Here is a 12,640-nt window from a genome sequence, read left to right on the forward strand (position 1 = left end):
TACAATTGCTCCATGGAAGCCGATATCTACGAGGTCGGTGGTCAGCAACGGTCCTGGTAGAATCAATCAAGCGTTCAGTGTTCGTTCTTCAACCTGGCCAAAATCGCAGCTTCGGGCCGACTGGGCCAAGTAGCGCAGCTTGGCGGCGACGATCGGTCGCTGGCCGGCGAGGAACAGGAGCTGGCGATCGGGGCGTAGCGTGCGGACTTCATCGGGGGTGAGCAGCGCGCGGCCGACATTCTGCTGCCCGTAGGAGATCCCGGTTTCTTCCGCGTCGATCGCGCGGCTCATGGTCTCGAACACGACGGTTTCCTGCCCCGCCAGATCGGAGACGAGCTTGGCGCTGTCCTGATCGTTGACTCCGAACACCTGGAGGACGCCGGCGTTCGACAGAAAGGTGCCAGCGCGCTGGCCGTAAAGCGCGCGGAGCTGGTGGACGTCTTGGAGGATCGGCCAGAGCTGGACGCCATAACCCGCCATCAGCCCCATCGCGCGTTCAACCGGTTCGAGACGGCCGAGCGCCGCGAACTCGTCGAGCAGGAACAGTACCGGCCAAGGCGGACGACCGGGCGCGCGCGCCAGCTCGGTCAGGGCTTGCGCCACCATCAGCCGCAGCCAGCGGGCATAGCTGGCGAGCCGATCGGGTGGCAGCACGAGGAACACCGTCGCCGGCGCGTCCTTCAATCCGGCGAACGTGAAGTCCGAGCGTCCCAGCACCGCCGCCATGCGCGGGGAGTCGAGGAAATGCGTGTGGCGTTGCGCGGCCGACAGCACGCCGGCGGCTTCGCGGTCGGACTTGCCGAGCTGACGATTGGCGGCGCGCGCGACCAGGCCACCTTGCGCCTGCATCGCCGCGAGCTGCGCCGCCAATGCGGCCGGGGCAAGGGTCAGCCGGTCGCGCAGCGTATCCAGGGTGCGCGTCGCGGGCGGTTCGGTGGTGACGATGTGGAGCAGGATGCCGGCGATCAGCGCCTTGGCTTCCTCGTTCCAGTGCGCCTCGCCCGCTTCGCCGGGCGCATCGTGGACCAGTGCATCTGCCAGCGTCATGCAGTCGTCGGCGAGATCGAGGCCGTGCGGGTCGATCCGATCAAGCGGGTTGAACGCGGCCGAGGCGAGGCCGGTGACGCCGAATGGATCGAGGACATGGACCGCGCCGAACTTGCCGCGCTGGCGCGCGGCGATGCGGGCGTTCTCGCCTTTGGGGTCGATGCAGACGACCGCGAACGGATATTCCAGCAGGTTGGGGATGATCGTGCCGACACCCTTGCCGGTGCGGGTGGGTGCGATCGTCAGCAGATGGGCGGGACCGGCATAGCGCATCGGCTTGCCGGTCTTCACGTCGCGACCGATCAGCAGGCCGTGATCGTCGTTGAGCGCCTGGGCTTCCCCGGCTGTGGCAAAGCGGGCCGAACCATGCGTGTCGGCGCTATCACCATAGTCGAACCGGCGAAGCAGGGGCAGGACGAACATCCAGGCCGTGACCAGGACCACGGCACCGCTGATCCCGAACACGCCAAGCTGAGCGACGACGCCATTCTTGTCGAGGTCGAAAACCCAGATCGACAGCAGCAGCAGGGCGAACAGCCCGAGGAACAGCGCGACCGCGAACACGCCCATGCCGATGATGTGGCGGGCGAACCGGAAGGGGGCGAGCAGGAGGCCGAGCAGCGCCCACATAGGATTGGCGCGGGCGATGCGGGCGAGGTTACGGGTGGCGCGCGCGAGGCCCATGCTACCGGCTTTCCACGCCCGCCGTGGTCATGGGCGTGATCGCCGCCAGCGCGGGATTGGCGTCGGGATGATTGTAGAGCCGGTGCAGGATTTGCACCGTGAGGGCAGGGGACACCCCCTCATCCAGCAGCATGTCGAAAAACGCATCGTCGTTGGGCGTAGGGATCATGTCCTCGATGACGAGGTTGGCGCGCGACTCCGCCATGTCCTCGCGCCACATGGCGATTTCCGCCGACGTGCCGCGCGTGAAATCCATTGCCCGGACTTGCGCCCGCACCGCCTCGATATCGAAATCCGCCATCAGCTCGCCTCCGTCGTTTCGCCTTCCGCATCGAATGCCCGTTTGCCGCGCCGCTTCCACAGCGCCAGCACGTCCCCGGCATCATCGCCGCGCGCGCGTCCGGCGAGATCGAGCAGCGCGCCGTAGAGGGTGGCGCGATCGTCGTCGGTCAGTTCGACCAGGCCGGCTTTCTGGACCAGCCCGCCCAGCTCGATCAGATGGCGCGTTCGTTCGCGGCGTTGCACGACCCAGCCCCTGCTATCGGTTCGCCGTTCCACCGCTTCCGCCCGCAGCATCGCCGAGCGGTTCAGCTTGAGCAGCCGATCCGTCGATTGCAGGAGCGCCACTACCCTTGCGCCCGCGCCGTTGAAAGAACGTCGCGCCCTTCGACCGCCACGCCTCCCGTGCGCCCGCGTCCTTTGATCCGACAGCATCGAGCAGCACGCCCGCCAGCGTCTCGGCATCGAGCGCATCGGCCCCGGTCGCGGCGACGAGCTGGCCGAGCTGTTCGACCCGCTTCGCCTTGAGCGAGCGGGCTTTGTCGCCAAGCGCCTTTAGCTCGGCATCGTAATCGCGAACCTTCCGCATCAGGAATCATCCTCGTCGGGTTCATCAGGCGCGGCGGGAATGTCCGACCACAGCGAACCGGCCGCACCGTTCACATCGACACCGGGCGGCGCTTCCTCATCCCAGAGAACGCGCCAGCCATAGACCACCCCGTCGTCACTGGCATTCTCGTCAAGCTGGAAGGGGTAATCGGCGAGCGTATCGGCATCGATACCCAGTGAGCGGGCAACATACTTGTCGCTGCGTCGCTCCATCGCATCTTCGTAGGCACGGCTCATTGTGTTCTCCTAGCCAGAGCAGTTTGCCAGACCCCACACGAAGTGCAAGCCAGAAGCGCCACCAAGTCAATCGCGAGAAGCGAAGCGAATTGTGAGTGCGCGCTTATACGTCGTTGCCGACGTGCGCTCAGAAGTGCAATAAGCAGGGTGTCATGGCGATCTACCATTTCTCGGCCAAGGTTGTGAGTCGCGCCAACGGATCGAGCGCGGTTGCAAGCGCGGCCTATCGTGCAGCGGAACGGCTGCACGATGATCGACTCGGGCGCGACCATGATTTCTCGAATAAGGCAGGCGTCGTCCATTCGGAAATCATACTGCCCGAAGGCGCACCGGAGCGTTTAAACGACCGCGCTTGCCTGTGGAATGAAGTCGAGGCCGGCGAGAAGCGCAAGGACGCGCAGTTGGCGCGCGAAGTCGAGTTCGCGATCCCGCGCGAGATGAACACGGCTCAGGGCGTGAGCCTCGCCCGCGATTTCGTCGAAAAGCAGTTTGTCGATCGGGGCATGGTCGCGGACCTCAATGTGCATTGGGACAGGGGCAAGGACGGCGAGCCCAAGCCGCACGCGCATGTCATGCTGTCGATGCGCGAGGTTGGCCCCGAGGGCTTCGGGCAGAAGGTGCGCGAGTGGAACAGCAATGCGCTCCTGAAGGAGTGGCGCGAGGCGTGGGCCGATCATGTCAACGAGCGGTTGGCCCAGCTGGATATTGATGCCCGCATAGATCATCGCACGTTGGAGGCGCAGGGCATTGACCTTGAGCCGCAACACAAGATCGGACCGGCTGCGTCGCGGATGCCCGAACAAGGGCTTGAGGCCGAGCGGGCCGAGGACCATGCCCGGATCGCGCGCGAGAATGGCGAGAAGATCATTGCGCGGCCCGAGATCGCGCTGGACGCGATCACCCGGCAGCAGGCGACGTTCACGCGGCGCGACCTGGCGCAGTTCGCGTTCCGGCACAGCGACGGCAAGGATCAGTTCGACCAGGTGATGAGCGCGGTGCGGACCTCGCCCGAGCTGGTGGGGCTGGGCAAGGACGGGCGCGGCGAGGACCGCTTTACCTCCCGCGATATGATCGACACCGAGCAGCGGTTGGAACACGCCGCCGATCGTCTTGCCGACAAGGCGAGGCATGGTCTCCCGGCAGCGTCGCTGCAAAGGGGGCTGGACGCCGCCGGGAGTGAGGGCCTGGTGCTCGGGGGAGAGCAGCAAGCTGCGCTGGCGCATATAACCGGCGAGAAGGATATTGCCATCGTGGTCGGCTACGCCGGCACCGGCAAATCCGCCATGCTGGGGGTCGCGCGCGACGAATGGGAGCGCGCTGGCTACCAGGTGCGCGGCGCGGCGCTGTCGGGGATCGCGGCGGAGAGCCTGGAAGGCGGATCGGGCATCGCCTCGCGCACGATCGCCAGTCTCGAATATCAGTGGGACCAGGGCCGGGAGCTGCTAGGTCCGCGCGACGTGCTGGTGATCGACGAGGCCGGCATGATCGGCACGCGCCAGATGGAGCGGGTGCTGTCGGCGGCCGAGCGGGCGGGCGCGAAGGTGGTGCTGGTCGGCGATCCTGAGCAGTTGCAGGCGATCGAGGCGGGCGCGGCGTTTCGCGCGCTGGCCGAGCGGCATGGGGCGGCCGAGATCAGCGAGGTTCGCCGGCAGCATGAGGACTGGCAGAAAGACGCCACGCGGGCGCTGGCGACGGGCAGGACCGGCAAGGCCGTCCATGCCTATGAGGCGCATGGCATGGTGCAGGCGGCGGACACGCGCGAGCAGGCCCGGGCCGAGCTGGTCGACCGATGGGACGCGCAGCGCAGCGCCGATCCGGACAAGACCCGGATCATCCTCACCCATACCAATGCGGAGGTGCGTGACCTGAACCTGGCCGCGCGCGATCGGCTGCGCGCGTCGGGCGAATTGGGCGACGACGTGCGCGTGTCGGCCGAGCGCGGCGCGCGGGAGTTCGCCAGCGGCGACCGCATCATGTTCCTCAAGAACGAGCGCGGGCTTGGCGTGAAGAACGGTTTGCTGGGCAAGGTCGAGCGGGTGTCGCCCGACAGCATGGCGGTGCGGCTCGACGATGGCCGATCGGTGGCGTTCGACCTCAAGGACTATGCCCATGTCGATCATGGCTATGCTGCCACCATCCACAAATCGCAGGGGGTGACTGTCGATCAGGCGCATGTGCTGGCGACGCCGGGGATGGACCGCCATTCGGCCTATGTGGCGCTGTCGCGGCATCGCGAGGGCGTGCAGCTCCATTATGGCCGCGACGACTTCGCCGACACCGGCAAGCTTGTCCGCACGCTGGGCCGCGAGCGGGCGAAGGATATGGCGTCCGACTATCCGATGTTCCGCGACCGCGACGCCGAGGCGCAATCGTTCGCCGATCGGCGCGGGCTGTCGGGTGAGATCCGCGTTGCGGATGCGCCCGAGCGGAAGGGCGTGGAGATCCTCGCGCCGAGCGCGGGAACTTCACGCCAGATGGGCGACGACCGCGGCGCTGGCGAGGGGCGGCCGCGGCGGGGTATGTTCGACAATTTCCGGCCCGCACCCGAGCGGCCAGCGCCGGCGACCAATCGCGGCCAGGGCGAGAGGCCTAAGCGCGGCATGTTCGACGGGTTGAAGCTGTCGGCCGAGCCGGCGAAGGGCGCGGAGCGCACGCCGGCGTTGCCGGATCGCGGCCAGGATCGGACATTCGCGCGCGCGGTCGAGCGGACCTCGCGTTCGGCCGAGGCGGTGTTGCAGGCCCGCGCATCGGGCGGGCCGGTGTTGGAACATCAGAAAGTCGCGCTCGAGCGCGCGACCGAGGCGCTTGACCAGATCAGGCCAGGAGCTTCGCGCGACCTCGCATCGGCGATGCAGCGCGATCCGGCCTTGCTGCGCGACGCGGCGGCGGGACGCAGCGGCCCGATGATCGAAGCGATGGCGCAGGAAGCTCGCGTGCGCACCGATCCGAACTTGCGCGCCGATCGGTTTGTGGAACGCTGGCAACAGCTCTCCCAGGACCGGGACCGCCTCTATCGCGCCGGCGACATGACGGGCCGCGAGAAGGCGGGCAAGGAAATGGCGGGCATGGCGAAAAGCCTTGAGCGCGATCCACAGGTGGAATCGATCCTGCGTAATCGCACCCGCGAGCTGGGGCTTGAGATCGGCATGGAGCGCAGCCCGCAGATGGGCGGCGGCGAGCTGGGCCGCCAGTTGACGCATGAGCTGGGAATCGGCCGCGACCGTGGACTTAGCCGGTAGGGAGAGAAACAAACATGGACGAGGACGAGTATCGCGAACCCCATGCCGGCGACGATCCAGTGGCCGCGTTCGAGCGGTTGCGCGGCGAGGTGTCGTTGCTGCGTCATGCGGTCGAAGGGCTGACCGCCGCGCGCGAGTCCATCGACATTCCCGATTATCAGCCGACGCTTGAGCGTACCGAAAAGGTGCTGGGGGTTCTGGCCCAGCAGATCGCCGCGATGCGGAAAAGCCCTGCCCTGTCGATGGACCCGGCGCATATGGCGGGCGAGATCGCGACGGCGGCGATCGGCGCGCGCCGCGAGGACCAGCGTCTTATCACCGAGGCGCGCACGGCGCTGGACCAGGCCGCGCGTGAGATCGGGAGCCGGCTTGCTTCCGCGCGGCGCGGCGACGAGCAGAATCGCTGGCTATATCTGTTCGGCGGTGGCGGCCTGGTGCTGGGGCTGTTGTTCTATGCCGCGTTGGCGGGGCCGATCGCGCGTCTGACGCCCGATAGCTGGCTATGGCCTGAAGGCGTGGCGACGCGCGTTTTGGACGCGCCGACGCAATGGGAGGGGGGGCAGCGGTTGATGCGGGCCGCTGCGCCGGAGCGCTGGGAGGCGATCGTCGCGACCGACAAGCTGTTGCGCGACAATCGCGAGACGATCGAGACGTGCCGCAAGTCGGCGACGAAGGCAAAGAAGCCGGTGCGCTGCACGATCGAGGTCAAGCAGGCGACAGAATAAGGGTGGATCCCGAGCATGATCGGGGTTGCGCGGGGCGGTAATGTCACGGTACAGGGCCGACCCCGCAGCGCAGGCACTTCGATGCCGCTCATAGGTGCACTCCCGGCAGCCGGGCCGACGAGGGAAAAAGCGCCGTCAGGCGCCAGCGTAGGGGCATCAGCGTGGCAAAGGTGAGCCCCCATACCCAAGCTGCCAGCGCGAGCGGCAAGGGTGTCGTGCGCGATTGTCCTTTGATTTAGCGAGAGAAGGCGCGCTGCACAATTAAAATGCCCCGTATGTAGTGAGTCCCATCTCGTCAACTGCCAATGATTAGACCTCTGGTCGCGCATCGTCTGGCAGGCTTGGACGAATCCTATAAGGATCGGCGCACGGCTTTACGATGAAGCAATCATTCCTAAGCGTCGTTAACCATCCTCTAACGCATGCGATGCGATTATACAGCTATGCTAGAGGTCGCACCGGGGTGAACATGAGCAGCATCTTCAACGACGTCATGGCCGTGCGAAGCGCCATCCTCGACAGGAATGCGGCGCTTCGAAATGTAGCAAGCAGCGCGGGTTCTGTTGGTAGCCCCGGGGGTGCGGGAGCAAAATTCGAAGCAGCGATGGATACCGTGCTTGGAAAGGCGGACGGTGCAGACTCGCTTGCAGGGCCTGGCTCAAACCAAAGGATTTTGGGGACTGAACGTACGGAACCAGGCGGCTTTACCTCTACACTGCAAACACAGATTCAAAAGATTAATGAAATCAACGCTCGCGCCGGCCAGTTGACAGTCGCCTATGAGCGCGGCGAAGAGGTCGATATTGCAAAGGTCATGCTCGCGCGGCAGGAGTCGTCGATCGCGTTCGAGGCGACGCTGCAAGTTCGCAATAAGTTGCTTTCCGCGTATAAGGACATCATGAGCATGCCGGTCTAGCGCAATCTTGTCCACCGTATCATTGTGAGCAAGTCAAATAAGCACCGTATCAGCTATGATGGGTTCAGTTCGGCATCGAAGGGTATGTTATGAGAAGATCGAGGGCGATTATCGCGGCCATGTTTCTGTTACCCCTAGCCGTAACGGCTTGTGGCAGCAGCGAGAAAACGTCGGACATCTCCGAGGATCAGATGAACCATTATGCCGGCATAGCGGAGCACGATCACCCGACGAATTCGACCAGCGCGACACCGCAGTCGGCTACGTCGAATCCAGCGAAGAAGCAGTAGCGGCCATAGACCGATCAGGAGCCTTTCGGCTTGCGACCGCTATTGTGCATGCTGACGATTTTCCAGCTATTTCCCTCGCGCGTTAAGACGCTGGTCGCGACGCCAATACGCTCGGCTACGGCTCCGTTCTTGGGTTCGATTCGATAGCGGTAGGTCTCGGTAGCGAGTGCAACCGGTCCCTCAAAGCGAACGCTGACCTTGTAGTCGGAAAATGTGAACGACTTGAACGCCGCCAGCTCTGGCCCAAGATGATGGGCGAGGTATGTAGTGTAGGTTCCCTCGGAGCCACCCGTTTCGAATATCTGCGAGTCGGCCGCGAAGAATCGCTCTGTCCCCTTCGCATCGAGCTTCTCGATCGCGGCCTTGTACTGCGACAGCACCGTCTCCACGGCCCTTGTATCCGCGACGCGCGCAGGCTGCGCGGTGACTGCGATCGGCGTCGCCAGCGATGTGGCTACTGCCACCCTCAATGCCAAAATCATGTTTTCCCCTTGAGAACGCCAGATGGTTGAGGCCGCCATGTATGAAGGTGCCCCCAGGAACTCTTGTACCGATATCGCGAGTATCAACAAACCGAGCAAACCCCCAATACACCGGTGATCGGTGGGGCGCTCTGCGGTGCACTGTGGCCAGGAAGGCGAGGCCTATTCCAAATATGGCGATGAGGTGCCGCCAGCGGCGGCGGGATGCTCTTGGGGCTGCTATTCTACGCCCCTGGGGCCGACTCGCGCAACATGCACCGGCGAGCCGGGAGGTGATCGGAGCGGCCGACAGGGTCTGCGCCATCGTGAGCCGATCAACGGATGCCGCAAAGCCGCTGTGAAGGCCGAGAAGGCGGTGCGCTGCACGATCCAGTAAAGGCGGCGGAATCCTACGGACGCCTCCCGGCTCAGCCGTAAGGGCGCCGCCCTCCATTATGGACCTGCATCGATGTCAGTGAGCCGATGCCTTGCCAACTGGCCGCGACGGTTCCAGGCGAAGCCGGTTCCGATAGCCACTGCCATCAGGAGCTGCGCCAGCACGGATTGCCATGTAGGGAACAGGCCAAGCATTGAGAGCCTGGGCACATCGCGAAGCGGCGCTATGGCGATGATGCCCGCCTCTTGGAGAGCGGAAACCCCCTTGCCCGCGAGCACGACCGTCAGGATGGCCATCAGCCATGAGCTGTAGCGGAAGAACTGCGTAATCGGCAGCGTACGGCTGTAGCGGAGCATGGCCCAGGCGATCACCGAAAGCAGGAGAACGGCGGTCGCAGCACCCGCCAGCAGCACGGGGCCATTCCCCTGAGACCAGAGCGCGGCATAGAACAGGATCGTCTCAAAAACCTCCCGGTAGACCACGATAAACGCGAGCCCGAACAGGAACCAGCCCGACCCACCCGTAAGCGCCCGCGACATCTTCTCCCGGATATAGCGTTGCCACTGATCGGCTTGCGCCTTGCCATGCATCCATATTCCGACCGAGAGCAGCACGACCGCGGCGAATAGCGACCCAAACCCTTCCGTCAGCTCACGGCTCGCGCCGCTGACCCCGATGGCATAGGTGGCGACCGCCCAGGTGATCCCGCCAGCGACGAGCGCGCTGATCCACCCGGCATGAACATAGCGCAGCGCCTCTCCACGCTCCGCCTTGCGAAGGAACGCGATCATAGCGACGACGATGAGCAAGGCTTCGAGCCCCTCGCGCAGCAAGATCGTGAATGCGCCCAGGAAGGTGGAGGCCTCCGTGGCGGCATCAGGCGCCAGCGCGGCTTCAGCATCGTCGAACAGTCCGTCGAGCACTGACACCTTTTCCGCGAGCTCGTTGGGCGAGGCACCGCGGTCGATCGCGGCGCGAAACTCGCCCATCGCGCCTTCGATCCGGCCCATCAGCGCCGCGTCGCGCGCGGTGAGCGTTGGTTCGACCGGCTCGAACCCGTCGAGATAAGCCGACAAGGCCAGCTCCCTCGCCCCGCGCGCATCGCCACGCCGCGCTGCCGCTAGGCTTTGGGCGAGCTTGGCGCGCGCAACCGCAAGCGAGCCAGGCGCGTGTTGCATCACCTGATCGGGATGGCGGCGGAGATAGGCCATGACCGCATCGGCCTTCGCTTCGCCAATCGAGGTGGCGAGCGCGGCCGGGGTGAGCGCGACGAGGGTTTTCAGGTCCGGTATGCGCTGGCGAAGCGCCGGGTTTGACTTCCACAGCCGCTCGCCTTCGCGCGCCTGTTCGTCGGTGAAGGCGAAGCTCCCGGCGCGGAAGGCGAGCGCCCAGCGCTGATCGTTCGCCACATCGGCGAAGCTCTGCATCCCTGTCCCGTCGATCCCTTGCGTCACCACCTGATAGAGCGCGAACACGCTTCGCTGGCGGGCGCGCTCGGCATCAGTGAACGCGATCGGCGGCGGATCGAGCTTGGCGGCGTCGGGGCCATGCCCGTCGCCCGTCATGCCGTGGCAGGACGCGCAGGATTGTCGAAACAGCGCATCGGCCGAGGCGAGGTCCGGAGCCTTGTCGGGCGCGAGCGGCACTGGATAGGCGCGCAGCAGATCAGCCGCCAGCCCGTGCGCGGTGGTCGCCACCTGTTCAGCCGATGCCTTGCGCGCGATCATCCCTTGCAGGTTGTCGGCTCCTTGAACCAGCGCCGGCCGTTCCGGCTTCGCCGGCAGATCGCGCAGCCGCGTCGTAACGGACACGGAGAACTCGTTCATCTCGGCATATTCGGCCGCGCTCTTGACCCGGCCCTCGGCAACCGCACCGCCATAATCGACGGCGATATAGTCGAGCAGCCGCCATGCGGTTTGCACGTCGCCGGGTTCGGCCATTGTCGCGGCCGGGATGAACAGCGCGGTGAGCGTGATGGCAAGCCGCAGGAGGACAAGTTTGAGGCGCTTCACTTCATATTATCTTTGTCTCGATGCGATGCAGCTTAGCCGCAGGCCACCAACGATCCTGCGAAGGAATCGCATTAGCATGCTGGACCGTACCGGAACAGTGTCGATGCTCGCTTAAAGCTGTAGCCGCGGTCCACCGCCCCCGTCATCACCCCCGCCGCCTGAATGACCGCCCGGATAGAACTCGGTACCTGGACTGCGCCATGCTGTGCCCCTCCTCTCTGGAGGCGAGTAAGGCCTCAAATTACGTATTTGTCCCAGCTCGCATAATGTTCGGGGCTGCGCTTGCCGCGCGGCAGGCTGAGCCCGATGAGCGCGATTCCCACGACCACCGACACGATCGCCCCAAGGGGGCCGGCCCCTGTCAGCAGGAACGGGGCAGCGACGAGCCATGCCCCGAACGCGACATTGATGAAGCGGAGAGCGCGGGCCACCTCTGCGGTGGCAATGATCGCGACTGTGATCACGAGGGCGCCGACCACATGGTCGCTGTTCGCCATCTCGCCTTCGTTCCCCAGGATCACCCGCGTCAGCATCAGGAAGGCGCCGAGCACGATACTGGCCGCCAGCGTCCACGGCAGCGTCAGCCCGCGCTTCGCATCCGCCCAGAAGGTAGAAGGCGAGGCCATCACGTCGGATGCGTCCTCGGCCCCCGCCTCGACCGCGTCGCCCTGGAAGAAGGTGCGGATCAGCGGCTTGCCGCGGCGCTTCGCCCAGGCGAGGAACTGGCCCATGGCAATGACCTCGTCCAATGCGAACGGGATCATGATCAGCATGGCGAGCGCGGCGATCAGCGCCAGCGTGCTCCACGTGCCGATCACGATCGGCTGGCTGATGATGAAGTAGATGCTGACGACGCCGAGCGGGATGACCAGGATACCGAAGAAGGTCACCATCCACGGCATCGTCCGCCAGCGGTCGCGGGTTCCCATCACCGCCATCAGGATCTCGAGCACGTAGCTCACCGTGCCAAGCCCGCCGTCGGGAATCGGCCAGGCCTTGGACATGCCCGACGTGATAATCTCCTCCGTCCCGTTGCGGGGGTCGGTCAGCGATCCGACAAAGAAGGGCTCCCAGACGCTATCGATGTGCCCCAGCTGGTAGGCGGTCAGGATGCGCGAGGTGAGAAGGCCGATCAGGCCCATGGCGACGATCGGCAGCCGCTGAGCATCGGTGGACGGAGAATAGGTCCATCCAGGCGGGATGTTCTTGGAGTCCATCATGCCGGCCATGCTCATGCCCGGCATCATCGGCACGAGCACCGACAGCGCGATGACTGCGGACCCGACGAGCAGGTTGTTGTTGTACTGCGCGGCGCTCGGACTCCAGAAGATCAGCGGCGCGAAGAACAGCCAGATGCCGATGAACGCGACAGCCCACTGCGCCCATGTCTTGGTGCGCGGGACGAGCGAAAGTGCGCCGAACAGCGCGATAGCAAGCCCGCTGACGAGATCGCTTACGGCCAGCGCGCTCGCACGCCACTCGATCGACGGCAGTCCGCGATCGACCGTTACGAACCGCGCCGCTTCACCGACGCTCTGCGTGGTCATGGAGTCGTAGATGAGCGGGCTTGAGGCGAGCCACAGACCGAGGCCGATGTTGGCGTAAAGCGCCCAGCGCGCGCGGCGCTCATCGCGGTCCATCAAGGCCATGTGATCGCCGTGCCCGCCGTGGTCCGACATGGCCGCGACCGCGGCGCCGGACCCGTGCCCCATCGCCGCGTGGTCCATTTTGCTGTGATCCATCC

General features: G+C 65.3%; 11 protein-coding genes. 3 read left to right on the forward strand and 8 right to left on the reverse strand.

The genetic code is table 11. From position 1 onward, the window contains the following. Nucleotides 1-66: 66 nt before the first annotated feature. The 5 genes from F4U94_RS23040 to F4U94_RS23060 are packed head-to-tail and all read right to left on the reverse strand — an operon-like array spanning nt 67 to nt 2,856. Nucleotides 67-1,731 (reverse strand): type IV secretory system conjugative DNA transfer family protein, encoded by a 1,665-nt coding sequence (locus F4U94_RS23040; RefSeq protein ID WP_150412324.1) that lies wholly within the window; start codon nt 1,729-1,731, stop codon nt 67-69. A 1-nt stretch (nt 1,732) separates the two neighbouring features. Then, nucleotides 1,733-2,032, reverse strand: coding sequence for a hypothetical protein (locus F4U94_RS23045; RefSeq protein WP_066764079.1), 300 nt, complete (start codon nt 2,030-2,032; stop codon nt 1,733-1,735). Next, nucleotides 2,032-2,256, reverse strand: coding sequence for a conjugal transfer protein TraD (locus F4U94_RS23050; RefSeq protein WP_066764083.1), 225 nt, complete (start codon nt 2,254-2,256; stop codon nt 2,032-2,034). Before F4U94_RS23050 ends, F4U94_RS23045 begins: the two co-directional genes overlap by 1 nt. Nucleotides 2,257-2,269: 13 nt before the next feature. Next, complete coding sequence (locus F4U94_RS23055; RefSeq protein WP_066769711.1) at nt 2,270-2,599, reverse strand: conjugal transfer protein TraD; 330 nt, start codon at nt 2,597-2,599, stop codon at nt 2,270-2,272. Continuing rightward, nucleotides 2,599-2,856: a hypothetical protein gene (locus tag F4U94_RS23060; RefSeq protein ID WP_066769712.1), complete on the reverse strand. Its 258-nt coding sequence runs from the start codon at nt 2,854-2,856 to the stop codon at nt 2,599-2,601. The genes F4U94_RS23055 and F4U94_RS23060 overlap by 1 nt, the downstream gene beginning before the upstream one ends. Before the next feature lie 152 nt (nt 2,857-3,008). On the opposite strand from F4U94_RS23060, the gene traA reads away from it, so the two are divergent. From traA to fliE, 3 genes are all read left to right on the forward strand, one after another. Further along, nucleotides 3,009-6,095, forward strand: coding sequence for a Ti-type conjugative transfer relaxase TraA (gene traA / locus F4U94_RS23065; protein WP_066769713.1), 3,087 nt, complete (start codon nt 3,009-3,011; stop codon nt 6,093-6,095). A 14-nt stretch (nt 6,096-6,109) separates the two neighbouring features. Beyond that, a complete protein-coding gene (locus F4U94_RS23070; RefSeq protein ID WP_066769714.1) occupies nt 6,110-6,820 on the forward strand; it encodes a DUF6118 family protein in 711 nt (236 codons plus the stop codon). Between the two features lie 469 nt (nt 6,821-7,289). Further along, nucleotides 7,290-7,736, forward strand: coding sequence for a flagellar hook-basal body complex protein FliE (gene fliE, locus F4U94_RS23075; protein WP_197421634.1), 447 nt, complete (start codon nt 7,290-7,292; stop codon nt 7,734-7,736). A 304-nt stretch (nt 7,737-8,040) separates the two neighbouring features. Here fliE and F4U94_RS23080 read toward each other — a convergent pair whose 3' ends face one another. From F4U94_RS23080 to F4U94_RS23090, 3 genes are all read right to left on the reverse strand, one after another. After that, a complete protein-coding gene (locus tag F4U94_RS23080; protein ID WP_066769725.1) occupies nt 8,041-8,508 on the reverse strand; it encodes a YybH family protein in 468 nt (155 codons plus the stop codon). A 432-nt stretch (nt 8,509-8,940) separates the two neighbouring features. Continuing rightward, a complete protein-coding gene (locus F4U94_RS23085) occupies nt 8,941-10,824 on the reverse strand; it encodes a cytochrome c/FTR1 family iron permease (protein ID WP_125999889.1) in 1,884 nt (627 codons plus the stop codon). 308 nt (nt 10,825-11,132) lie between these two features. Next, the coding region (locus tag F4U94_RS23090) for a vitamin K epoxide reductase family protein (protein WP_249042111.1) at nt 11,133-12,640 on the reverse strand (1,508 nt) is incomplete at its 5' end.

The sequence above is a fragment of the Sphingobium limneticum genome, assembly GCF_008710155.1.
Classification (GTDB): Bacteria; Pseudomonadota; Alphaproteobacteria; order Sphingomonadales; family Sphingomonadaceae; genus Sphingobium; species Sphingobium limneticum.

Excerpts from the sequence above, each read along its gene's own strand:
- F4U94_RS23040 (WP_150412324.1), bottom strand. The coding sequence starts at position 1,731 with ATGGGCCTCGCGCGCGCCACCCGTAACCTCGCCCGCATCGCCCGCGCC.
- F4U94_RS23045 (WP_066764079.1), bottom strand. The coding sequence starts at position 2,032 with ATGGCGGATTTCGATATCGAGGCGGTGCGGGCGCAAGTCCGGGCAATG.
- F4U94_RS23055 (WP_066769711.1), bottom strand. The coding sequence starts at position 2,599 with ATGCGGAAGGTTCGCGATTACGATGCCGAGCTAAAGGCGCTTGGCGAC.
- F4U94_RS23060 (WP_066769712.1), bottom strand. The coding sequence starts at position 2,856 with ATGAGCCGTGCCTACGAAGATGCGATGGAGCGACGCAGCGACAAGTAT.
- traA (WP_066769713.1), top strand. The coding sequence starts at position 3,009 with ATGGCGATCTACCATTTCTCGGCCAAGGTTGTGAGTCGCGCCAACGGA.
- F4U94_RS23070 (WP_066769714.1), top strand. The coding sequence starts at position 6,110 with ATGGACGAGGACGAGTATCGCGAACCCCATGCCGGCGACGATCCAGTG.
- fliE (WP_197421634.1), top strand. The coding sequence starts at position 7,290 with ATGAGCAGCATCTTCAACGACGTCATGGCCGTGCGAAGCGCCATCCTC.
- F4U94_RS23080 (WP_066769725.1), bottom strand. The coding sequence starts at position 8,508 with ATGATTTTGGCATTGAGGGTGGCAGTAGCCACATCGCTGGCGACGCCG.
- F4U94_RS23085 (WP_125999889.1), bottom strand. The coding sequence starts at position 10,824 with ATGGCCGAACCCGGCGACGTGCAAACCGCATGGCGGCTGCTCGACTAT.